Genomic DNA, 21,700 nt, shown 5'->3' on the forward strand with positions numbered 1-21,700 from the left:
CTTATTTAGTTAAATCATCAGTAAATCTCGCGCAAGTAAACAACCGGGCCACTTTTAAACACGCCAAAGGTTGCTCGCGCACTTGGATCGTCGTCATACACAGTACCGCTCCATTTTCCCTGCAACCACGGCATGGTAGTCGGTGTCGCCGTACACAGCTCCGGATTGTCGATGCCAAGATCGACACAAAGATCTACGCTACCTTTGGCTGTTGGAGTCGTGATCGGCTTTTTCACGACAATAACTGATTGACCTCCAGCGAATGAAAGAGGTGAAACGATAAAATTATTGGACGGCATATTGCTCGTGTTAAGGCCGCCTTGAGGGTTTTGTACTTTGATGCTAGAGCTATCTACAACGGTGCAATTGTCATCCGTATTAGTCACAAAACCAACACCGTTTTTCCAGTACTCCACGCTCGCCTGCACCGACATACTCATCAATTCGGATCCATTGACGTTTGCCAGCCTAAGACGCCCAAAACGAATCGCAGTGGTATTCGACAGCCCACTATTCGCCACTACAGGTGTACCGTTGATAGAAGTGATCTTTACGCCATCCGAATCCGTGATAGTCGTTCTCAACGCAAAATTTTCATATGAACCATCAGTTCCTGCTGCTAAACGGTCAAAACTAAAAATTCCGCTCACTGCATAACCACCAGCAAGCCATTTATATTGATTTGATGGATTCGCTGCAGTTGCCCCCGTTGAAGCGGGAAAATCAGGTGTAAGTCTGTCGTTTAACGAAGCTATTACCGCACCCGAGTTGTCACCAGTAATTGAAAAAATCGAAATAGGAAGATAACCATCGGTATAACGTACTAGTTGGACGCCATTGGCACTCATAGCCTGAAGACCGATTTGTGCGCCTAGAGCCGGTTGTCCCATATATGTAAATTTATTGCTGCATGCGGCAGTCAATGTCGCCGTAACATCATAATGATCTGGCCTGAAACGTCCCTTGGGACCCATTTGCTGACTTGTAATCACACATCCATAACGGCCACTGCTCAATGTATTGCTATTGCTCCCCATCACACAATCCTGTGTTGTGCCGTGATCTACACCATTCACCACGCCGGTAACCTGATCAACACTGGTAAAAGCAGAATCAGTTACCGCCTTTTCATTAAATGTCAGTGATCCCACATCTTCATATTGAAAGGTTCCAATCGAGGTAGAACCAGTCGCAGCAGGAAAATCGCCATTCAATGGAACATCTGTAGAAGTCGGATTAGAGACAACGAGTGACTTATCCAGAAGCGGCGTCCCGGTATAACCCACAGTCACCCCAGGATCGGCATTAATCGCAAAATCACCGCCTGCAGCAAAATTGTCGACAGGGAAATTAAGTGCTGGCGTTGTCGATAATGCAAACTGCAAAGGTCGTATCGCAAAATTATCGCTGGAACAGGTAGATACGCCTGCAGCTGTTACACGCACTTTCGCATTTTTAGCGGCATACGGATAATTGAATGTCAGTGGTCTGCGCCCTCTGGTCGCCGCTGGTGTCGAAGAAAATGTGATATTTCCCAAACTCATCAGACCGGCATTCGTATCACTACAATTACCACTAGCTGCCGTCGGATCAACCAAGGAAACCGCTACTGTTCCGGTATAAGCAGTATTGATTGTCCCAGAGCTGACTGCCAGCACATCAAGAGAAACACTCGTTCCCGCCAATTTGGTATAGATCGGAGTGGCCAGTGCGGCACCAGTCTCCACTGTATCAAAACAAGCAGCAACAAAATTCACTACACAAGTCTCTGCTGTATCACTGAAACAGCGCGTTGCATTCGACGTAGTCGGTGTGGTCGATGTAGCGCCGATAGTGACATTGACAGTGCCACTTCTGGTTAATGTCGCTGTTGTTTGCCCACCTGTAAAAGTAAGCGAATTAGAAGACCAACTACCACTTGTAGTACTTAAGTTAACGCTGACCGTCCCTGCATATAAGGCTGTGCAATCTGCATCTGCGCACGCCTTGATCACGACAGCTCCTGAGCCACACGCTCTGCCCGGATGTTCAAGCCGAATATGATGCAGCGTTAATACTTTTTGCGTGATCGAGCATACTTGCAACGAATCGATCTCATGGATATTGGCATTACTGCCCGTTGCCCCTGTGTAAGAAAGACTCCAGTTGACAGGAACCGCGGCCTGACCAGGTTCAGCCTTGGCATCAAATACCGGCACGACAAAACCATAGCTGTTACCAGAACCTGTCGTATCCCGCTCAACCGAAGTCCACGCATGTACACCATCGCTATGGTCTACGATGATGCGGTACTTATGCCCTGGTGCCGCTGCTGCTGATCCTGCGTTATCAACCCCCACCGGCAAAGTACCTGTTCCTCGCAAATAGGAGTAACCCGTAAAACCGCTGCCCGAACCCCGAATAGCGACAGAATCCGGCATGAATCCTGGCGCATTTCCTCCTGATCGCCCTTCACTATTGCTTGAGTAATTACCGAATTCATCCAATGCAATACCGAGCCACCCGCCAGAAAAACCTTCATGCGTTACATCCCCACCTTGAGCGATCTGCTTAGGTGCATAACCAAGTGAGCCACCAAATGCGCCAGCAATAGGGGGTTGCGCAGCATCCGACAACACAATTCCCATGCCATCCGCACCGGAGCCACCATACGAATACTGCAGAAACTCGACAATAATCTTGTTACCCGCGCCAGGGAACAACCTTTGCAAGGTGGCATAAGTTGATACTTTTGTAGAGGCATTCGTCAACCTTAACCTGTTATTTGTAATCGCTGGATTACCGAATGTTCCACCTTCGTTACCAACAAACCAGTTATTGCCGGGCACTCCATTAGCTCGATCAAAAGTATCAACAAAACAAGATAAGCCACCTAGAGGTGTAATCGCCAACGATTGCACCGCCCCCAGATCCGCATTGGCATTCGCCGTAGCTTGCCGCGTGCCGGTAGCACCGACAACTGGTCGTAACTCATAATTCATCTCCATAGAGATGCCGGCATCATTCGATACTGGTTGCGAGGCGATATCTACCATCTCAGTCATGCTCGCAGGTGGTGACCATGTGCCAGCGCTAGTATACTCATGCACAGTCACCAACATGCTGTTCGCCTTGCTGGTTGTAACACTAGGGGCAACATGCGTTAATGCACTGATTGTTGCAGCTCCAGCCTCATCTGCAATTGGCGCCACGATATCTACGCCGCTAAATGAAGCAATACCGCCAACCACACCCACATGCGTACCGCCCGACAAAGTCCATGCGTAATTCGTTGGTTCGCTGGCAGTCGCAATTCGATAGTAGGTTCGTAATACGCTCGAACTAGTCCCGCTTCGCACTACCTCTCGCACCAATATCCATCCGCTTGGCGGGGTAGTAACAATCGCACTCGATCGCACAGCGATTGAGGCAATCATAATGTCGTCAAGCAAGGTTCCTGCAGGCTTGGGAATCGTCAAGACATTACCTCCAGCTGGACGCAGCGCCAGCAATGCCCCAGTACTTTCCGCGTTTGTATTCATCGTGGCAACGACAGGACCGATTGCTTGCGGTGTCAACGGTCCCGTATCGAACAGTCCGATGCCTGAATCATTGCTATTGGTAGTAGTCGAAAAAATACGACGGATCCACGTGATACCACCGCTAGTTGTCATGTTTAACGCACTTGGATCGTCAGCCATATGATTAGCAAACAATACCCATGCGCCATTAGTCATTGTAGTAAGCGCACCTGACTCAATAGTGAAGTCACTAGCTGAATTGGCAACAGCAACAGGAACGTCAAATGGCGTTAGTTGATCCACACCTCTATAAGAAGCACAGCGCCCAATAATGCTATTGCCTCCGGAATGAGTAATGGTCGGATCATTCAATGATGTATTCGCTGCAATCCGCCAAAACAAAGATGCCCTATGTCCGTTGCCACTCGAAGATGAGTAGAGCGTATTCCATCCACTTGAAATCGCGTGTGCGACATTGTCATGCGACTCAACCACACACAACAATAAATCACCAGTTTGATAACTAGGCAAGGATGGATTTATATTGCCAGACCCCGCATTGTCTGTTCCTCCTTGGCCTACATAGCTGATACCAGCACTCCCGACTTGCAGACCAGCGGAACTAGCAGCACGAAACACGACTTGTGCAGAAACCTCTGGAGCAAACCCCATCAGGAATATGACACAGCATACAAGCGAGAAGAAGCAACAAAGCAAATCTTTGCCGCAATTTATCTGCCCCTGTTTTTTATCGTATTTCATCACTTTTATTTTTTTAATAGCTAGATAAAATCTTCAGAAACACCCATCCCTATCAAGCGCAATCACAATCGCACCTGCACTACTCTTTGCACGTAATCGCTACTATTTGGTGCTGCATTGGGACATGTCCCACCCGCCGGTATATTGCATGCTGTCGCTTCAATGACAGCGCTATTGATATTGAGTCCCAAACCGTTATCCGGCGTACATACAACCGTTACAGTAAAACCGTTCAAGGATGTTCCTGCGGGCAGCGCGATATTATTGGCAACAGCAGCACCGCAATAAGCTGGTACTTGCATTCTTTGATATATCCCCCACTCGGCACCTGCACGCGCGGCTTGATAAGCACGCGTTCCTTGCACGTCCAGTCCAGAACTTTGATGCTGCACCGTAGAAATCGTGACCATTGCAACGCCCAATGCAGCCAACACAACCAAGAGAAAGATGGCGCTGACCAGACTGAATCCGCCGGCCTTGCACATACGAACACCACGTATGTCATATCCAGATCGTTGAAAAATCATGGCGTGTTATCCACATGAAGTTGATGAAACAAGGTGATGTTTCCGCTGCCCGCGCGTTGCGTAGTCAGCGTAATACCAACCAGCGCACTTCTTACATTGGCCAACGTCGTGTAATTAAATGCACAGGCCGTAATGCCGCTGGCCAGCAAACCTCTCGCAGCGCCAGCCACAGGTTCTGTATTCGGCTGATTTGCCTGAATGATGTAATTGGAATAACGCGTCAAGGTGCCAACAGCCGGATTGCAGGCGTAGGTTACTGGCGTACTGACTACCTGAAAACGATGGCCTGGCGAACGCATAATGACCGGCACCTGTTGCGCGAATGGATTCGCTGCCAATGTAATCGTACGTGTAGCTAGGTTGACGGCCGTAATCGCAGCCCGGTTATTACATGAACCGCCATTGCAGTAGGCATCGGCCGGTGCCTGTCCAAGGTTATAAATCACGATCTGATCACCAGCTTGAATCTGTTGCGATGCAGCTACCGGCAAAGGGCCTACCGTTCTGAAAGACGTATCTGCAGGATTCGAGAAATCGAGAATATCCCCGCCTGCCACCTCATCTTCTTCATCCAGATAACGACCACCGGTACGCGTCAACAATAATTCAAGGAAGGTCGTGCCACCTACCGTCGTCGTACGTATGCTATTCGGCAATGCCAAGCGCAAATCACGCGACATACGTCGCACCGCAGTATCCGCCTCATCCGCCAGTTCGGCGCGCGCAACCATATCGACATAACCTTGCACTGGACTGCGAAGGAAGACTGCAACCACTGCACCGACAATGCCAGTGATGACAATCACAATGACCATCTCTACCAGCGTAAATCCATCTTGCTTTCCGCAAGATGGCGATGAGAAATAGAAAGGTAGTTTTCTCATGGCATCAGATTCGGTGCATAACGAGTGCGATAGCCATCCAGCGTGATGGTCTCCGCACCGTAAGCCACACTCACCGTAATCAACAGCGAATCTGTGGCTGGGATGCCATTGAATGCCTGTTGTACGATCTTGATCGTCGCGGCATAGTTGGCAAGATTAGGAATGCCAATGGCATTTACATCCGCAATGGCAATGGGTTGCGCCACACCATACGCTGCAACATAATCATTCACGTTATCAAACGGACGCACATTCCCATTTTCCGGACCGACACCTTCCGGTACTGCACAGGCCGCTGCATTAGCTGCCGTTTCTGCATTCGGATCAGCAGGATCACAAAAAGTAAAACGCGCCAGCGACACTTCTTCTAGCAAAGCCTCAGCAATCGACAAGGCCTGCTTACGCAACTGTGGGTCTGCGCTATTTTTTGTTGTTACGTTCATGACTTGCAATATGCCTATCACGGCAATACTGACAATGACAATGAACATCACCAGTTCTATCAATGTGAAGCCCGAGCGTACCGCTCTGGAATGGAAACCGTTCTTAATGAACATAGCCGGTTTCCGGTTCTATCGTGATCGTGCTGTTCATGCCACCACCAGTCAGAGTGATGGTCAGCAATGCAAATGTGGAGGTAGGTTCCACATTGCCAATATTGAATGGGCGTCCCAATGCATTGAAAAAGAAACGCGGACTCGCCGGATTGGTCACAACATTAGCGGGCAAAGCCTCACACATCCATGTTGTACTGTTTGCACAAACGGCATTGGCTTTTTTAGTGGAAGGTGAATTGACAGGACTGGTACAGGCAGCATCGAAACAAAGTGCAATGCGGCCACTACTGAAATCGACAAAAACGGGGCGATTCTGTGCAATCGCAATTTTTTGTGCGTAACGCACAGTTGCTCGTGCTTTGTCACCAAAGGCACGCGTATCGAATGTGTCTTTATTAAAGAAACGCGGCAAAACATAGAGTGAAAGAATACCAATCAAAATCAAAACCAAAATAAGTTCGATCAGGGTAAAACCGGCATCGAACGAACAGGGTTCATCTCTCACAGCATCTCCGCGTCTACATAAAATAAATCCGCACCTGCTGTCAGGTACGGATTCAGTTCAAACATCAACGATTAGCAACCAGTTGTGACGCTACTAATCGTTGGAGAACCATTCAAGGCAGCAGGCTGTGCATAAGTTACCGCGCAGCTAGCCGGAGTAGGTGCACCGGTCAATGTAAATGATCCAGCAGTTCCACCAAATCCAGTCGATGTCAGTGCTAAACGAATGCCCGTCGCAGTGCTTGGATAGCCGTTAACCAAATCAACCGTCTGGCCTTCCATCGTAATGGTGCCAGTCGCAGCGTTCTGATTACTCACCAACGCCTGAGCATGTGCGATCGACGATGCAGATTGAACCGTGCCCAACATACCGTTAACAGCGGCAATCCTTGCATCCTTCGACATATCAGTAAAACGTGGAATTGCAGTTACAGCCAAGATACCCAGAATCACAATCACGACGACCAATTCGATCAGCGTGAAACCAGCTTGTTGTTTGGAAAAAGACTTCACTTTCATTTTGAAACTCCTTGAATAAAAAACTGCAAATTTGCTCAATCCCACGCATATGGAATGATCTGTTCCAGCACCACACCTTCAACTATTTTTCCAGAAACCGATCGCTCAGCCACTGGATAATTTTCTACTGCCAACACCAAACTCGTCTTGAAACGTAATTGAGGTAACACTGCATCTGCACTTTTTGAAGCCGCGCGATTATGCACGAAATACACCAAGCTACGTTCCTTCAAATCGAAATACCATTGCCCCGACACATCTCCATCCGGCACTTGATCAAAATATTCACCTGCATAATTGGCGGGCTTTTGCGCCAACCACTGCATAGGATTTTGTTTTACAAGCCCTTCTACTTCACCAAGCCGATTACTCGCGATCAACGAAGTAAAACGCAACTGCAAAGCACTTTGCAATATCCCTACCGTTTGCTCCGTGGCTGTTTTTTCCGCCATTCGCTGATAAAAAAGCACACGATTAAGCAGCACCGCCCCCAACACCGCAATAATGCAAGCAACAACCATCAACTCCAGCAAAGTAAAACCTGATTGCCCACCTTTATTTTTTTGCCTGAAGCCCAACGTATTCCGCATCAATGCCCCATCGCCGCTTTGCCCAAATCCCAGACTGGTAAGAACACACCCAAGGCCAGAACCAGCGTCATAATTCCCAAGCCCACAATCAAAATCGGTTCAATCTGTGCAGATAATGTTTTAAGCTCATAGTCAACTTCACGCTCATACATTTCTGCAATTTCATCCATTAAACTGTCCAATTCGCCAGACTCTTCGCCGACCGCAATCATTTGTACAACTACCGGCGTAAACACACCTGTAGTGACTGCTGTACGCAAAATACTTTCACCGCGTTCCACACCGTCACGCATTTGTTCGATGCGGCTGGAGATATAACTGTTATCCACCGTCTGAGCCATAACGTTCAAGCCCTGGACGATCGGCACACCGCTTTTGCTCGACAGTGCAAAGCTGCGTGCAAAACGTGCAAGCGTTCCCTTCAAGATGATTTTTCCAGCGATTGGAATACGCAGCTTCGTTTTATCCCATTGATACTTACCGCCCGGTGTAGCGGTATACATCTTGAAACTGATTACAACGCCCACGAGTATCGCCAATAGCAACGGCCAATACTGCACAGAAAAATTAGAAGTGCCGATCAAAATTTTCGTCATGAATGGCAGCTCTACCTTGAATCCGGCATAGACCTTGGCAAAGGTCGGAATAACGAACAGATTAATCACAACCATCGCTACCACCAATGCCGTCACCACGAAGGTCGGATAACGCAGTGCTGTCTTGATGCGTTGACGCATATCCCGATCGAACTCAAGATAATCAAACAAACGCAGAAACACTTCATCCAAACGACCAGTCATTTCCCCGACACGCACCATACTGGTATAAAAAGAAGTGAATACCTTGGGATGGCGACGCATTGCAGCGGATAGCTCACGCCCTGCGTCCAGCGATTCGCGTAAATCTTTAATCACAGATGCAAACGATTTGTTGATTGCTGATTCCTGCAAGCCAGCCAGACCACGCATGATAGGCACACCAGCCTTCAACAAGGTATATAGCTGTCTACTAAACAATTGCACATCCATCGGGCGTATTTTTGGCTCAAACAGCTTGCTCCACCAATTGTTCGCATCATTGCCACCAGGTTTTTCCGTTACAACGATTTCGATCGGTGTAATGCCAGTGCTAAAAAGTTGGTCGGCGATTCCTCCGCTATCCGGTCCCTCCAAAACACCTTGCAGCAACTCTCCACGAGCATTACGAGCTTTATATGCAAAAAATGGCACGCTATATTCCTTGAATGCAACTAGGCGCGAGAGTAAGGGAAAGCGATCTTTTCAACTAGAAAAAAAATTCCATTTAACAAAAATTAACAATAATTAGTGGAATGTGTTGGAACTTTGTGCACGTAAATTTCCACATGGAAACATGCCGTGTTTTTTATATGATTTTTAAACAAAATCACTACGCAGTTTTTTCGAGAAAATCGCAATAGTATCCAACTCAAGTGCTGCTTAACGCACTTAAATTGGAAGCCCAAATGGGGGCTGATAAAAGTAAAAGAAGGCCTGACAACACTTTTAATACTAGGTCGCCACAGAAAAAATTTCCATAAGGAAACTTTATAATGAAGGAACCGAAATTGCGTATTTAGTTTCAATCCTCAAACTGATTGGTAATCCTCATTGCTTCACTTACAGTCGTCTTGCCCGTGATAATCAACTCAACTGCATGATGTCGCAAAGTTCTTCCCGCCATTTGCTCTTGGGCAACTTTAATGAAGTGATTGGGGTCATGACTGTTGGCAGCATGCGCGACAGCACTGGTCATTTCCAGCATTTCATAAACACCGGTACGCCCGCGATAACCAGTGCCATTGCAATGCGAACAGCCACGTCCATGTTTGTAACTATGCGTATGGACAGCATCGCCCAACTCCGTTTGCAGCCATTCGCGCTCAGCCGGCAACAATACATAATCCGTCACACAGCTTTCACAAATAACACGCACAAGACGCTGCGCAATAACGACCTGCAATGAGGTCGCAACCATATACCTTGGCACACCCATATCAAGAAGACGAATCGGCGTAGTGATTGCATCATTCGTATGCAAAGTCGATAGCACCAAGTGGCCAGTAAGTGCTGCACGCATACCAATCTGTGCTGTTTCTTGATCGCGCATTTCACCGACGAGAACTACGTCCGGATCCTGCCGTAATGCGGAGCGCAGAACACGTGAGAAACTTAATTCAATTTTTTCATTGACCTGTACTTGATTCACACCCGGCAAACGATACTCAACCGGATCTTCCACCGTAATCAATTTACGCTCCGAAGTATTCAGCTCAGTTAAAGCCCCATACAGAGTCGTCGTTTTACCACTACCAGTAGGGCCGGTTACCAGCACTAAACCATTCGGGCGGCGGATGATCTTGCGCAAACGCGTCATCATTTCAACCGGCATACCGATTGAATCCAGCATCAGCGAGCCGCCACTCTGATTGAGCAAACGCATGACAACCGATTCGCCATATTGCGTTGGCATGGTTGAGATACGCACGTCGATATTCTGGTTGCGAACCTTGATAGCAAAACGCCCATCTTGCGGCAAACGTTTTTCCGAAATATCAAGCTCGGACATCAATTTCAGACGCAGTGCCAGTGAGGCGGCAATTTTAATATCTGCTTCGGTTTGCAAATGTAATACGCCATCGATACGGAAGCGTATCTGCAAACGCCCTTCCTGTGGTTCGATATGAATATCGGATGCGCGTACCTGTGTCGCATCATCGAACACCGATTGCAATAACTTGACAATAGGAGCTTCTTCCAGACCCGGCGTCATTCCTATCGCACCGAAATCAACGTGGCCTTCGCCCAAATCCTGCTCTAGCTCCCGTGCGAAATCGGTGATTTCTTCAGTGCGGCGGTAAATACGGTCAATCGCATGAAGTAACTCGCTCTCGTTAATGACAGCGAGTTCGATATCTCTTTTTACCGCACGGGAAATCTCATCGTAGGCAAATAGATCCGTAGGATCGGCCATGCCTATCAACAACGTCTTACGCCTATCTTCCAACACCATCGCACGGAAACGCCGCGCTTGCGTCTCTGGCAAGAGACGTACCGTCTCTGGAAGTACGTTGAAAAACTTGATATTGATGTAAGGAATATCCAACTGTTTGGCCAGCGCAGTCGATATCTGCTCTTCTGTCACCAAACCGTTTTCGACAAAAACGCGACCGAGCTTTCTCCCTGTACGCTTTTGTTCAGCGAGAGAAAATTGAAGCTGTTCCTCAGAAATCAGTTTCTGCTGAACCAGGATTTCACCTAAGCGAACCTTTTCGGGCCGTGCCATATCATCCTTTAAATTGAAAAATACGTGCGTATTCTATTCTGGAACAACACGTTTATTGTTTGATTTATCGTGAATTAACAAATTGATCGGCGTTAATGAAACACTTTATGACTTACCACTCAAGTTCATGCGTACGCGATACAGCACAAGGTGGGCTTAGCTCCTTTCGACTGTATGCACCTGTCAAATATAAAAGCTTGCTGTATATTCTTAGACAATTCCACCTACCCTAACGGCCCACCATGTCTGCAGAAATCCAAGCATCCCGCCACGAAGCGACCTTGATCTTGACTCTCTCCAATCCTGGTGCGAAGAATGCACTGCACCCGGATATGTTCGCCGCCGCTGTGGAAGCGCTGTCGACGGCGGAGCGCGATGATTCCATCCGCGCAGTGATTCTGACTGGCGCAGACAACTTCTTCTGTGCCGGCGGCAATCTCAATCATCTGCTGGAACATCGTGCCATGAGCAAGGTCGACCAAGGTGATGCAGTCGATAGCTTGCGTAGCTGGATAGATGCGATACGCGATTGTCCTAAACCTGTGATTGCTGCCATCGAAGGTGCCGCTGCCGGCGCGGGATTCTCTCTGGCTTTGGCTTGCGATTTGATCGTTGCCGGTAACTATGCAAAATTTGCCATGTCTTACGTCAGAGTGGGTTTAACTCCTGATGGCGGCGCATCCTGGTTCTTGACGCAGAGCCTGCCGCGCCAATTGGCGACCGAGATATTGATTGAAGGCAAAGCGATTCCGGCTCAACGTTTGTACGATCTGGGTCTGATCAACAAGATGGTTCCCGATGGCACGACACTGGATGTAGCACTGAAGTGGGCCGATGAATTGGCTGAGTTATCAAGCAATGCCGTCGAGCGTACCAAGTCATTGATACGCGATGCCAAAGATCATTCACTCTCCCAGCATTTCGAGCTGGAGAAATTCAACTTTGTTGAAAGCCTCAATCATCGTGATGCGCAAGAAGGTATCCACGCATTCCTGGAAAAAAGAAAACCACATTACAAATGACATTAGCGAAAAGAAGACGCGTCTATCTGATGCGTCACGGCAGCGTGACTTACTTCGATGACGAAGGGAAACCATACGCGCATGATGAAGTACCGCTGAACGAAAAAGGCCGCATGCAAACCAGCGAAGCAGGCAAAATCTTCGCGCAACAAGGCATACAATTCGACCGCGTCATCACTTCCAATCTACCGCGCACGGTGGAATCCGCTACACGTGTACTGGTAGAAACCGGCCAGCAAATCACGCTGGAACAATGGCAGGACTTGCAGGAAGTACGTGGTTGCCACTCACTGGAAGATATTGCCGACGACCATCTTGAGCATGCCTTTACCAGTGCCTTTACGTGCATGGCAGCGGAAGATAAAAAATTTCTGGAAGGCGAAAGCGTCGGTCAATTAATGGATCGCATCCACACAGCAATTGATCGCCTGCGCGCAGATCCTTCCTGGGATACTGTGTTGCTCGTCTTGCACGGCGGCGTCAATCGCGCCGTCTTGTCTTATGCGATTACCAATCAACGCCTGTTCCTCGGCAATATCGAACAGGCGCCTGGCTGCATCAATATTTTGGATGTGGGCGATCGCGCAGATGATTGGGTCATCCAAGCCATCAACTACGCACCACCACTGCCGCTACATACAGCATCACGCCTCACCACGATGGAAGAAGTATTGCTGCATTACCGCAGATCGCGTGGCCTGTAAGTAAGGCTACCGCAACCCTCCGCCATTTCTCGCGTGTAGAGCAAGGAATCCTGAATTTCTGCATAATCTCGCCCAAGATTCGGATTTATGCGCTCTGTCGCAAGTGCTTTGCAGCACGATTACTCACAGGAGAAAAAATGATAGACCTTTATTCCACCGCCACGCCCAACGGCCACAAAGTCCACATCATGCTGGAAGAATGCGGCCTGGCTTACAACATGCATCACATTGATATCGGCGCGGGCGATCAATTCACACCCGATTTCCTCGCCATCTCGCCGAACAACAAGATTCCGGCAATTATCGATAGCGACGGCCCTGACGGCAAACCTATGTCCTTGTTCGAGTCCGGTGCCATTCTGGTTTATCTCGCCAGCAAGGTTGGCAAATTTCTCGGTACTACTGATCGTGAAAAATTCACGACCTTGCAATGGCTGATGTTTCAAATGGGCGGCGTCGGTCCTATGCTCGGCCAAGCGCATCACTTCCGCATGTACGCACCGGAAAAAATCGACTACGCAGTCAATCGCTACACCAATGAAGCAAAGCGTTTGTACGGCGTCATCGAAAAGCGTCTAGCTGAAAGTAAATACCTCGCCGGCGATAACTACACCGTGGCCGATATCGCGACTTTCCCTTGGCTGCGCTCGTGGGAAAAACAGGGAATTGAATTGTCCGACTACCCTCACCTGCAAAACTGGTTCAACGAAATCAGCGCACGCCCGGCAGTAAAGAAAGGCGTCACGCTGTTTGCCGATTTGCGCAAACCTATCGCGGATGAAAAATCGAAGGAAATATTGTTTGGCGCAACGCAGTACGCGAAGCACTAATCAGAGAGTGAACCAGCGATTATTCCTGCAGCAATGTGAGGAATAGTCGCTCGTGTATTGAGATTTAGATGTAATGCCGCAGTATCAATTCGGCGACACAGACGGGCTTGTCACTGCCCTCGCATTCAACCGTCACTTGCCACACCATCTGCATTCCGCCTGTGACTTCTTCGACTGACTGCAACAGCATACGACCACGTACGCGATGATCAACCGGCACCGGAGCCGGAAAACGCACTCGATTCAAACCGTAATTCACCGCCAGTTTGCACGGCGGGAATGCAATTGATGCCTGCAACATAGTCGGCAATAAAGAGAGTGTCAGAAATCCGTGTGCAATCGGCGTACCGTAGGGCGACTCTTTGCGGCAACGTTCTGGATCGACGTGTATCCATTGGTGATCGCCACTAGCTTGCGCAAACAGATTGATGCGCTCCTGCTTGATCTCCAGCCAATCGGATACGGCCACTTCTTGTCCAACCAACTCTTTTAATTCAGCCAGCGATACAATTTGACGCATATCGTTTCCGATCGATTTATTGAAGTTAGAACTCATTTCACAAATAGCCGCGAGTGCGAACGCGGCTATTGGGGAGGTAATGCAAGACGTGTCGCGCAGCCAAGGGTGGTTCCCTTGGTAAGCGGCGCAACGCAGCAGTACGCCCCAATAGCCCGTTCCCTTCGGGTTCTTGTCAGAAACGGCGCTGGCCGCGTTGCGCTCCTTGCGCATAGCTCGCTATGCGACGCGTCGCACGCCTTGCCAGCACCGTTTCTGACAAGAACGCATCTCACGGATATTTGTGAAATGAGTTCTAATGTTTCAATACATCGGGAATAGGCAAAGTCATGACATCGACTCCCTCTTCTGCCAACGCAGAACGTTCGTCAGCCGTCGCAGTACCACGTATGCCGTGTTCCGGTACTTCCTTGTAATGAATGCGACGTGCTTCTTCGGCAAATTGATTGCCGACGTCTTCCGTATTGGCAATCACCTTGCGCGCAAAATCCATTAACTGATCTTGCTTACGTGCGCTGTCGTCGTTCACACGCGCAGTGGCACCGGACAAATTTAAACGAGGGGATGATGGTAAACGTTTGATCTCTTGATTGCCGCATAAAGGGCATTCAATCAAATGTTGGGAGGATTGTGTGAGGAAGTCATCTTCGGAGGAAAACCATCCCTCAAAGCGATGATCGTGTTCACAACAAAGGTTATAGACTTTCATGAGTTTGGTGCCCGGGGCCGGACTTGAACCGGCACGCCTATTAGAGCGAGGGATTTTAAGTCCCTTGTGTCTACCGATTTCACCACCCGGGCATAATCACGATTTTAAACCACGATTCTAGGACAAAATAAAAGCGCTCGCGGCGCTTTCAGAAAAATTGGAGGCGGGGGTCGGGATCGAACCGGCGTAAACGGCTTTGCAGGCCGCTGCATAACCACTTTGCTACCCCGCCATGGGGCCGTATTGTACCGCGCATACTATGTTGCCGCATGTGCATAACAAAACGAAAACGAAATCTCAAACCTTCAGCGAATAAAAAAGGAAGCTGACGAACGAGCTCCCTTTTGGAAATCCGAATCGGAAAGATTTTCCGGTAGCGCGTATTATGCCCTAGTATGCTGCAGCTTTGCAAGATGTACTGGCACGCAAATGCCTAGTAACGTTCCATGCACGGCATTAACGCGCCTGTCTCCGCAGTTACCATCCCCTGCTGATACAAAATCTGAGCGTCGGGAGCTACGCTGGTCATGTGATGACTCTTTGCATAGAATGCTGTTTTTTATCATCGCGACAGAATCGGAATTGTTTATCCATGAATAGAACGAATACGGCGACTACCCCGCTCGTACTGGTCGTCGAAGACGAAACCGAACTGTCCGACATCCTGCTGGCCTACCTGCAACGCGACAACTTGCGTACCTTGCATGCAGCGACCGGCCCAGATGCCTTGCGACTCTTCCGCGAACATCAACCTTCTATCGTACTGCTCGATATCCGCCTGCCTGGCAAAGATGGCGTAGATGTCTTGAAGGAAATTCGTCAGGAAAGTGATACGCCTGTCATCATGACAACAGCATTGGCAGACGATCTGGACAAAATGCTCAGTCTGCGATTGGGTGCCGACGACTATGTTGTCAAACCCTACAATCCGGCCGAAATCATAGAACGCGTGCGCGCCGTGCTACGTCGCACATTCCGTGCGCCAGAGCCGCGCAACGATGCTCCTCTGCGCATCGGCCAACTCGAAATCGACCAACAGGCTTACACCGCGCGCGCTTTCGATGAGCAGGAACGTCCTGTTGTGCTGCCACTGACACTGACTGAATTCCGCATTCTGGTCTGTCTTGCAAAACGCCCCAAGCGTTGCTTCTCACGCGCAGAACTGATCGAGGCATGCTTGCCGGAAAGCGATGCACTCGATCGCGTGATCGATTCCCATCTGAGCAAATTGCGGAAAAAATTGCAGGACGCAGGTTGCAACGATTTGATTGAAACCGTACGTGGCATCGGATACCGACTATGGCGCGATACCTAGACCGCATCTGGGTCCGCTTCGGACTCGGCATCGCGGCAACAGTGCTGGTCACCATGGTCGTCATGGGCGCGACCAGCTATGTGTATGGACAAGTGGAATTCGAGCGTTTTCGCGAAAGCCTTCCCGAACAAGTGCGAGTGGAATTCGATCTGCTCAATGCACGTGATCTGGATGACAGCCCGCGCGCGATGGAAATCTACCAGCAGTACTGGCTAGGTAATCGCTGGGATACAGATACCTTCGCGATTATCATCGATCTGCTGGTATGCCTACCATTTGGCTTGGTCGCCGGCTTATGGACTTCACGTATGGTCACGCAACCGGTGCAATCGATAGCCGAGGCTGCACGCCGGGTCGCTGTGGGTGATTTCAGTGTGCGCGCGCATGCCCGTAGTCAGGGTGGAGAAATGACCAGCCTGGTCAACGATTTCAATCACATGACCGATGCGCTGGAAACGCTGGAGCGCGAGCGCAAATCGACGATGGCAGCGATTTCGCACGAATTACGTACACCGTTGGCAGTGCTACAGGCCAGACTGCATGCGATATATGACGGCGTGATCCCGGCCGATCCGAAAGAGTTTTCGCGGCTGCTGGAACAAGTGCGTCATCTGACACGCCTGGTGAGCGATTTGCATACTCTTTCCGTGGCAGATGCGGGACGCTTGTCTTTGCATCGCAAAGAGCTTGATCTGGTCGCATTGGTACGTGATGTTCTCGCCAAATACGCCAGCCGCCTTGAAGCGCACGGCATGCAGGCCGAATTGACGATACAGGGCAAGATTCCGCTGATACAGGCGGACGAAGATCGCTTGCATCAGATGTTGAACAACCTGATTGAAAATGCACTGCAATACGCCCAGAGCGGTGGCTGGCTGGGTATCGATCTGCAATCCAAGGATAGCGATGTTGTCATTTCAGTCAGCGATGCGGGCGAAGGACTTTCGGCAGATATGCATGAACAGGTATTCCAGCGCTTTCACCGTCTGGATCCGTCGCGCAATCGCGCCACTGGCGGTAGCGGATTAGGTCTGTCGATAGTGCGTACATTAGTAGAATTGCAAGGTGGCCATGTTTCCATCGACAAGGCTGAACGTGGTGGCGTGCGTTTTGTCATTCAGTTGCCACGTAGCTAACTCGCGCCGCCCTCCCTATCTCCATCATTTCTCCACAATATCTGCATGGCGGCGCAATCTTGCGCGGCCAGAATCGGGTTTTCGGCAATAACGGGCTATTTCGCCTCTTGCCGCCCCTTTCAAGCGGATACCCATTTGCTGCGATTTCCTCTCTCCAGATTTGCTGTTTCATGCGTATCGCTCATGCTGGTGTCGGGCTGCGCGCAAGTGGACATGCCCAAGCTGCCCAACCTCCTGCCGTCACACTGGACGCAGACACCGGCCGTATCTGCTCCCAATAAAAATATCCCGCCTGTTGATCTGACTGGCTGGTGGAAGCGTTTCGGTGATGCCGAGTTAGATGCGCTGGTCGAACGTGCCTTGAGCTCGAATATGTCACTGCTGCAAGCCAAGCTCAGACTGCAAGCTGCACGTGCATTGGCAGGCAATGTCAGCAAAAGCTATTTGCCGCGCTTGGACTTTAGCTCGTATGGAACAGAAGATGCATCGGCAGTGGACTCTTATTATCAATTGAGTCTGGGCGCAGTCTGGAAACTAGGCTTGTTCGGCGCGCAAGAAGGTGCTGAGCGACAAGCTGGTGCCAGCGTAGAACGTGCTGCAGCGGCCGAGCAAGAAGCAAGAGTGGCATTGGTAGCTGAAGTCGTGCGCAATTATCTGGAACTACGTGCCGCACAACAACAAATCGCTACCGCAGAAGAACTGGTCACGTTAGACAAACGCACTCTGGAATTGACAGAAGTACGCATCACCAACCGCCTTGCCGGCCCCGAGCAACGCTTGCAGTTGCAAGCACGACTGGCGCGCACGCAAGCAGCACTCAGCCAGCCTAAACAGGCCGAAGCGCGCGCGTTATACGCATTGGCAGCATTGGTAGGACAAACCCAGCCGGACAGCAATTGGTCCCAGCCTCATCCATTACCGGCTTTACAGACAGTAGCCATTACACAAGTTCCAAGTGACCTGTTACGTAGTCGTCCCGACATGCGCATCGCTGAGGCAGAAGTATTGCAAGCGGTTGGCGAACTTGGCATTGCCAAATCCGCGCTGTATCCGCGTATCGCAATTGGTGCGTCCTATCTGTATTCCTACAATGTGACCCAGAACAGAAGAGTGACTGAGAGTGGCGTACCGACCATAGGACCGCTGATCGATCTCCCGTTATTTGACTGGGGACAACGTCAAACCATCGCAGCAGCACGCAAGCATGAAGTAGATGCGTCACTTGCAGGTTACCGACAAGTATTGCTGGACAGCGTTGCGCAGGTAGAAACCGGCATTGCATTGCTGACGCAAGCACAACAACGCGTGCAATATCTGCGCGATGCGCTTGCAGCAACGCAAACCATGGCAGATAAAGACCGCTCCTTGACGCGACTGGGATTATCCAGCGAATGGAACGGCCTCGAATACAAACAGAATGTGCTGCAGGCGAAGCAATCGCTGACTGCGGCTGAAACTGATTACGGCATTGCCTACGCCACCTTGTTCCGCGCTCTCGGTGGCGCGCCTATGCCACCAGCTGATAACGAGCCGCAATCATGATTCCACTGGCTCGCAAAACACTGCTGTACGAATGGTTCCGCTTCATGCCGGCCGTGATGGCCGTCGGCTTTGCCGGTGTTCTGCTCGCCGTACAGGCAGCGCTGGTGATGGGTATTTTCGGTAGCGCTGCGGTGTATGTCACCGCTTCTTCCGCTGATTTATGGGCTGGCTATCCAGGCACGCAAAGTGTCAATTTCGGCCGTCCGATAGGACAGGATGTAGAAATGCGCTTGCGTATGGATCCAGACGTGACCGCGGTAGAGCCATACATTTGGGTTGATGGCGACTGGCGCGGTAGTGCCGGTGCCAGCGGCGTCTCGGTTTATGTATCCGGTATAGACACACAGGGCAGCATGATGTTTTCGCGCATACTCTCGCCCGGTATGCGCCAGCTATTGCAAGAACCGGGCGCCGTCATCATCGATCGTGCCGAGCGTGATCAATTACGCGCTGGAGCTGATGACACTGCCTGGATCAATGGCCAGCGTGTCCATATTGTTGCAGCTCTCAATGGCTTGCGTGGCCTCGGTGGCGTCAACGTGATCACATCGTTGGATACCGCACGCATGCTGCAAACAGATGGCGCGCAAGGTCCTAGCTATTACGTCGCAAAGCTGCGCCGTGACGCGAAACCAGCAACGGTTGCAGCGCGCTTCGAACCTGATCCACGCTTTGGCCCGTTCTCGGTATGGACCGCACGCTCCTTTGCCAAACGTTCCCAACTGTACTGGCTGCTCGATACCGGTGCCGGTGTAGCAGTCCTGTTCATGGCCGCAATTGTGTTGCTGGTAGGTGCAGTCATCACCAGTCAGTCGCTACTCGGTGTGGTCGCATCTTCAGCACGTGAATACGCCATGCTGAATGCGCTCGGCGTCAGTCACCGTTCGCTCAGTCGTGTCGTCATCTCGCAATCCGGCTGGATAGGTGGAGCCGGATTGATCATCGCGACACTGGCTTCTGCTGCACTGCTGATGATCGCTGCCGCGTATGGCGTGCCCATCAACATGAGCATATCGGTCGCGCTCATTTGCATGGCCTTGGTTTTAATACTGGCGCTCGTTTCCGGCCTGTTTGCATTGCGCGGATTGATGCGTGCAGACCCTACCCTGTTGTTAAGGTAAATCATGCCGCTCGACATTAACAACTCTCCACCTAGTCTGGCCGCCGAGCGCGTCAGCAAGTCTTTTCTTTCCGGCTTGGTACGCATCCACGTTCTGCAACGGCTGTCCGTATCGATTTATCCAGGCGAGCTGACATTAATCTCCGGACCATCTGGTTGCGGCAAAAGCACTCTGCTATCGCTGCTCAGTGGACTGCAGGCACCAGATGAAGGCAGTGTGACAGCACTGGACGAAGAGCTGAGCAATATTAATCGGCATCAACTGGAACGCTTCCGTCTCAAGCACACAGGATTCGTGTTTCAAGGTTTCAATCTTTTCCCCGCTCTCACTGCTTGCGAACAGGTGCAATTGCCGCTTGGTTATATGGGCATGAACGACAACGACTCGCGCAAAAGTGCGATGGCGGCATTGGAAGAAGTCGGCATGTCGCATCGCGCCGATGAACGTCCGGCAAAACTGTCCGGCGGCGAACGTCAACGCGTTGCGATTGCACGCGCTATCGCCAAGCAACCGCAACTGTTATTTGCAGATGAACCGACCAGTTCTCTCGATGCCGACAATGGTCAGAACGTGATCGACATACTGCATCGCATCGCCCACACGCACCAAGCCACAGTGCTGTGCGTCAGCCATGATCCACGCCTGATCCGGCACGCTGACCGCGTACTGGAAATGGAAGATGGCGTAATTCGCAATGATTGGCGCCCTGAACGTAACCGGCCCACGTCACTTTATAAAGAAGGACAACAATGATGAATGCCCACCGGCATATTTGCAGCCTGCTGACACTGAGCGCCTGCATCGGCCTGACTGCCTGCTCCGATGACAAACCGGCCGCAGCACCCAAAGCTGCTGGAAACGATCATGCCTACGTTGCCATCGCACGCGGCAAGATTGAAGCACAAGGCGGCCTGGTTGCTATCCAACCTGCGCAAGATGGTCGTGTCGTACGTTTGCCAGTCAGCGAGGGACAACAAGTTGCGTCCGGTGCTGTGCTCGCAGAACTCGACAGTCGCAATGAACAAATCGAATTGAGTGAATCCGAAGCACGTCTGCGTCAGGCACAAGCACAGGCGCAAGCAGCGAACTTGCCATTGTCCGGTGCACGCGATCTGGCACAACGACTGCATCAGGCTGCCGAAGCCGGTGCCAGCGACGTACAACGTGCGGATGAAGCCAATCAACGCGTGCAACAGCTGCAAGCTGCTGCCACGATCTCCGGTAACGATGTCGCGATTGCACGTGAACGAGTAGAAGCTGCCAAGCAACGTCTTGCTGCACGCACTTTGCATGCGCCACAAGCTGGCACCATCATCATGCTCGACGCCACCATAGGCACACAAACTCTGGCACAAGGTGGCAAGCCGCTGATGACCTTGTTGCCAGCGCGCCCACCGCAAATCCGCGCCGAGTTGAATGAGAGTTTTGTATCGCAAGTCAAACCCGGCATGCATGCCGACATCAGCATCGAAGCCGACCCGCAACGCAAACCTTTGCGCGCACGTGTAGTACGCATCGGGCAGGTATTCGCTAATAGCCGTCTCAGCGACGATGGCAATCCACGCAGCAATTTACGTGTGGTCGATTGTGTACTGGCCTTCGACGAAGTGCCGGATGTACGTATCGGACAAAATGTGAGAGTGAGCTTCCATGAATAA

At 50.6% G+C, this 21,700-nt stretch carries 20 protein-coding genes and 2 tRNA genes; 9 read left to right on the forward strand and 13 right to left on the reverse strand.

Annotated elements, in window-relative coordinates; all coding sequences use genetic code 11:
- Nucleotides 1–17: 17 nt before the first annotated feature.
- The 9 genes from BQ6873_RS04925 to BQ6873_RS04965 all read right to left on the reverse strand — a co-directional run bounded on the left by BQ6873_RS04925 (nucleotide 18) and on the right by BQ6873_RS04965 (nucleotide 11,146).
- On the reverse strand, nucleotides 18–4,262 hold the full coding sequence (locus BQ6873_RS04925; protein WP_157889120.1) for a DUF6701 domain-containing protein: 4,245 nt from the start codon (nucleotides 4,260–4,262) through the stop codon (nucleotides 18–20).
- Between the two features lie 62 nt (nucleotides 4,263–4,324).
- Complete coding sequence (locus tag BQ6873_RS04930) at nucleotides 4,325–4,789, reverse strand: agglutinin biogenesis protein MshP (protein WP_231949283.1); 465 nt, start codon at nucleotides 4,787–4,789, stop codon at nucleotides 4,325–4,327.
- Nucleotides 4,786–5,673 (reverse strand): prepilin-type N-terminal cleavage/methylation domain-containing protein, encoded by an 888-nt coding sequence (locus BQ6873_RS04935; RefSeq protein ID WP_076591655.1) that lies wholly within the window; start codon nucleotides 5,671–5,673, stop codon nucleotides 4,786–4,788. Before BQ6873_RS04935 ends, BQ6873_RS04930 begins: the two co-directional genes overlap by 4 nt.
- Nucleotides 5,670–6,230: a PilV family protein gene (locus tag BQ6873_RS04940; RefSeq protein ID WP_076591656.1), complete on the reverse strand. Its 561-nt coding sequence runs from the start codon at nucleotides 6,228–6,230 to the stop codon at nucleotides 5,670–5,672. The genes BQ6873_RS04935 and BQ6873_RS04940 overlap by 4 nt, the downstream gene beginning before the upstream one ends.
- Nucleotides 6,220–6,735, reverse strand: coding sequence for a prepilin-type N-terminal cleavage/methylation domain-containing protein (locus BQ6873_RS04945; RefSeq protein ID WP_076591657.1), 516 nt, complete (start codon nucleotides 6,733–6,735; stop codon nucleotides 6,220–6,222). Before BQ6873_RS04945 ends, BQ6873_RS04940 begins: the two co-directional genes overlap by 11 nt.
- Nucleotides 6,736–6,806: 71 nt before the next feature.
- Nucleotides 6,807–7,253, reverse strand: a complete 447-nt coding sequence (locus tag BQ6873_RS18320) for a type II secretion system protein (RefSeq protein ID WP_076591658.1) — start codon at nucleotides 7,251–7,253, stop codon at nucleotides 6,807–6,809.
- Nucleotides 7,254–7,288: 35 nt separating this feature from the next.
- On the reverse strand, nucleotides 7,289–7,843 hold the full coding sequence (locus tag BQ6873_RS04955; protein WP_076591659.1) for a type II secretion system protein: 555 nt from the start codon (nucleotides 7,841–7,843) through the stop codon (nucleotides 7,289–7,291).
- The gene (locus BQ6873_RS04960) at nucleotides 7,843–9,072 is read right to left on the reverse strand and encodes a type II secretion system F family protein (RefSeq protein WP_076591660.1); all 1,230 of its coding nucleotides are present in this window, start codon (nucleotides 9,070–9,072) and stop codon (nucleotides 7,843–7,845) included. Before BQ6873_RS04960 ends, BQ6873_RS04955 begins: the two co-directional genes overlap by 1 nt.
- A gap of 370 nt (nucleotides 9,073–9,442) precedes the next feature.
- The gene (locus BQ6873_RS04965; RefSeq protein ID WP_076591661.1) at nucleotides 9,443–11,146 is read right to left on the reverse strand and encodes a GspE/PulE family protein; all 1,704 of its coding nucleotides are present in this window, start codon (nucleotides 11,144–11,146) and stop codon (nucleotides 9,443–9,445) included.
- 242 nt (nucleotides 11,147–11,388) lie between these two features.
- On the opposite strand from BQ6873_RS04965, the gene BQ6873_RS04970 reads away from it, so the two are divergent.
- The 3 genes from BQ6873_RS04970 to BQ6873_RS04980 all read left to right on the forward strand — a co-directional run bounded on the left by BQ6873_RS04970 (nucleotide 11,389) and on the right by BQ6873_RS04980 (nucleotide 13,702).
- Nucleotides 11,389–12,168 carry an oxepin-CoA hydrolase, alternative type gene (locus BQ6873_RS04970; protein ID WP_076591662.1) on the forward strand — a complete coding sequence of 260 codons (780 nt, stop codon included), beginning with the start codon at nucleotides 11,389–11,391 and terminating at the stop codon, nucleotides 12,166–12,168.
- Nucleotides 12,165–12,872, forward strand: coding sequence for a histidine phosphatase family protein (locus BQ6873_RS04975; RefSeq protein WP_076591663.1), 708 nt, complete (start codon nucleotides 12,165–12,167; stop codon nucleotides 12,870–12,872). Before BQ6873_RS04970 ends, BQ6873_RS04975 begins: the two co-directional genes overlap by 4 nt.
- A 137-nt stretch (nucleotides 12,873–13,009) precedes the next feature.
- Complete coding sequence (locus BQ6873_RS04980) at nucleotides 13,010–13,702, forward strand: glutathione binding-like protein (RefSeq protein WP_076591664.1); 693 nt, start codon at nucleotides 13,010–13,012, stop codon at nucleotides 13,700–13,702.
- A gap of 64 nt (nucleotides 13,703–13,766) precedes the next feature.
- On the opposite strand, the gene BQ6873_RS04985 is transcribed toward BQ6873_RS04980, so the two are convergent.
- The 4 genes from BQ6873_RS04985 to BQ6873_RS05000 all read right to left on the reverse strand — a co-directional run bounded on the left by BQ6873_RS04985 (nucleotide 13,767) and on the right by BQ6873_RS05000 (nucleotide 15,160).
- The gene (locus BQ6873_RS04985) at nucleotides 13,767–14,222 is read right to left on the reverse strand and encodes a MaoC family dehydratase (protein WP_076591665.1); all 456 of its coding nucleotides are present in this window, start codon (nucleotides 14,220–14,222) and stop codon (nucleotides 13,767–13,769) included.
- A gap of 292 nt (nucleotides 14,223–14,514) precedes the next feature.
- Nucleotides 14,515–14,928 carry a DUF1178 family protein gene (locus BQ6873_RS04990; protein WP_076591666.1) on the reverse strand — a complete coding sequence of 138 codons (414 nt, stop codon included), beginning with the start codon at nucleotides 14,926–14,928 and terminating at the stop codon, nucleotides 14,515–14,517.
- 5 nt (nucleotides 14,929–14,933) lie between these two features.
- Nucleotides 14,934–15,020: transfer RNA gene (locus BQ6873_RS04995), tRNA-Leu, on the reverse strand.
- 66 nt (nucleotides 15,021–15,086) lie between these two features.
- A tRNA-Cys gene (locus BQ6873_RS05000) sits at nucleotides 15,087–15,160 on the reverse strand.
- 360 nt (nucleotides 15,161–15,520) lie between these two features.
- Here BQ6873_RS05000 and BQ6873_RS05005 point away from each other — a divergent pair.
- The 6 genes from BQ6873_RS05005 to BQ6873_RS05030 all read left to right on the forward strand — a co-directional run bounded on the left by BQ6873_RS05005 (nucleotide 15,521) and on the right by BQ6873_RS05030 (nucleotide 21,700).
- Nucleotides 15,521–16,243 carry a response regulator gene (locus BQ6873_RS05005; protein WP_076591667.1) on the forward strand — a complete coding sequence of 241 codons (723 nt, stop codon included), beginning with the start codon at nucleotides 15,521–15,523 and terminating at the stop codon, nucleotides 16,241–16,243.
- Entirely contained in the window at nucleotides 16,228–17,379 is a 1,152-nt protein-coding gene (locus BQ6873_RS05010; RefSeq protein WP_076591668.1) for an ATP-binding protein, read from the forward strand. The genes BQ6873_RS05005 and BQ6873_RS05010 overlap by 16 nt, the downstream gene beginning before the upstream one ends.
- A gap of 183 nt (nucleotides 17,380–17,562) precedes the next feature.
- Nucleotides 17,563–18,921: an efflux transporter outer membrane subunit gene (locus tag BQ6873_RS05015; RefSeq protein WP_076591669.1), complete on the forward strand. Its 1,359-nt coding sequence runs from the start codon at nucleotides 17,563–17,565 to the stop codon at nucleotides 18,919–18,921.
- Complete coding sequence (locus BQ6873_RS05020; RefSeq protein WP_076591670.1) at nucleotides 18,918–20,042, forward strand: ABC transporter permease; 1,125 nt, start codon at nucleotides 18,918–18,920, stop codon at nucleotides 20,040–20,042. The genes BQ6873_RS05015 and BQ6873_RS05020 overlap by 4 nt, the downstream gene beginning before the upstream one ends.
- Nucleotides 20,043–20,045: 3 nt before the next feature.
- Complete coding sequence (locus BQ6873_RS05025; protein WP_076591671.1) at nucleotides 20,046–20,795, forward strand: ABC transporter ATP-binding protein; 750 nt, start codon at nucleotides 20,046–20,048, stop codon at nucleotides 20,793–20,795.
- On the forward strand, nucleotides 20,792–21,700 hold the full coding sequence (locus BQ6873_RS05030) for an HlyD family secretion protein (protein WP_076591672.1): 909 nt from the start codon (nucleotides 20,792–20,794) through the stop codon (nucleotides 21,698–21,700). Before BQ6873_RS05025 ends, BQ6873_RS05030 begins: the two co-directional genes overlap by 4 nt.

It is taken from the genome of Herminiimonas arsenitoxidans, from assembly GCF_900130075.1.
In the GTDB taxonomy this organism is placed as follows: domain Bacteria; phylum Pseudomonadota; class Gammaproteobacteria; order Burkholderiales; family Burkholderiaceae_D; genus Oxalicibacterium; species Oxalicibacterium arsenitoxidans.

What these genes read in the sequence shown, in the direction of transcription:
- BQ6873_RS04925 (WP_157889120.1), bottom strand. Translation starts at nt 4,262, where the DNA reads ATGAAATACGATAAAAAACAGGGGCAGATAAATTGCGGCAAAGATTTG.
- BQ6873_RS04930 (WP_231949283.1), bottom strand. Translation starts at nt 4,789, where the DNA reads ATGATTTTTCAACGATCTGGATATGACATACGTGGTGTTCGTATGTGC.
- BQ6873_RS04935 (WP_076591655.1), bottom strand. Translation starts at nt 5,673, where the DNA reads ATGAGAAAACTACCTTTCTATTTCTCATCGCCATCTTGCGGAAAGCAA.
- BQ6873_RS04940 (WP_076591656.1), bottom strand. Translation starts at nt 6,230, where the DNA reads ATGTTCATTAAGAACGGTTTCCATTCCAGAGCGGTACGCTCGGGCTTC.
- BQ6873_RS18320 (WP_076591658.1), bottom strand. Translation starts at nt 7,253, where the DNA reads ATGAAAGTGAAGTCTTTTTCCAAACAACAAGCTGGTTTCACGCTGATC.
- BQ6873_RS04955 (WP_076591659.1), bottom strand. Translation starts at nt 7,843, where the DNA reads ATGCGGAATACGTTGGGCTTCAGGCAAAAAAATAAAGGTGGGCAATCA.
- BQ6873_RS04965 (WP_076591661.1), bottom strand. Translation starts at nt 11,146, where the DNA reads ATGGCACGGCCCGAAAAGGTTCGCTTAGGTGAAATCCTGGTTCAGCAG.
- BQ6873_RS04970 (WP_076591662.1), top strand. Translation starts at nt 11,389, where the DNA reads ATGTCTGCAGAAATCCAAGCATCCCGCCACGAAGCGACCTTGATCTTG.
- BQ6873_RS04975 (WP_076591663.1), top strand. Translation starts at nt 12,165, where the DNA reads ATGACATTAGCGAAAAGAAGACGCGTCTATCTGATGCGTCACGGCAGC.
- BQ6873_RS04980 (WP_076591664.1), top strand. Translation starts at nt 13,010, where the DNA reads ATGATAGACCTTTATTCCACCGCCACGCCCAACGGCCACAAAGTCCAC.
- BQ6873_RS04985 (WP_076591665.1), bottom strand. Translation starts at nt 14,222, where the DNA reads ATGCGTCAAATTGTATCGCTGGCTGAATTAAAAGAGTTGGTTGGACAA.
- BQ6873_RS04990 (WP_076591666.1), bottom strand. Translation starts at nt 14,928, where the DNA reads ATGAAAGTCTATAACCTTTGTTGTGAACACGATCATCGCTTTGAGGGA.
- BQ6873_RS05005 (WP_076591667.1), top strand. Translation starts at nt 15,521, where the DNA reads ATGAATAGAACGAATACGGCGACTACCCCGCTCGTACTGGTCGTCGAA.
- BQ6873_RS05010 (WP_076591668.1), top strand. Translation starts at nt 16,228, where the DNA reads ATGGCGCGATACCTAGACCGCATCTGGGTCCGCTTCGGACTCGGCATC.
- BQ6873_RS05015 (WP_076591669.1), top strand. Translation starts at nt 17,563, where the DNA reads ATGCTGGTGTCGGGCTGCGCGCAAGTGGACATGCCCAAGCTGCCCAAC.
- BQ6873_RS05020 (WP_076591670.1), top strand. Translation starts at nt 18,918, where the DNA reads ATGATTCCACTGGCTCGCAAAACACTGCTGTACGAATGGTTCCGCTTC.
- BQ6873_RS05025 (WP_076591671.1), top strand. Translation starts at nt 20,046, where the DNA reads ATGCCGCTCGACATTAACAACTCTCCACCTAGTCTGGCCGCCGAGCGC.
- BQ6873_RS05030 (WP_076591672.1), top strand. Translation starts at nt 20,792, where the DNA reads ATGATGAATGCCCACCGGCATATTTGCAGCCTGCTGACACTGAGCGCC.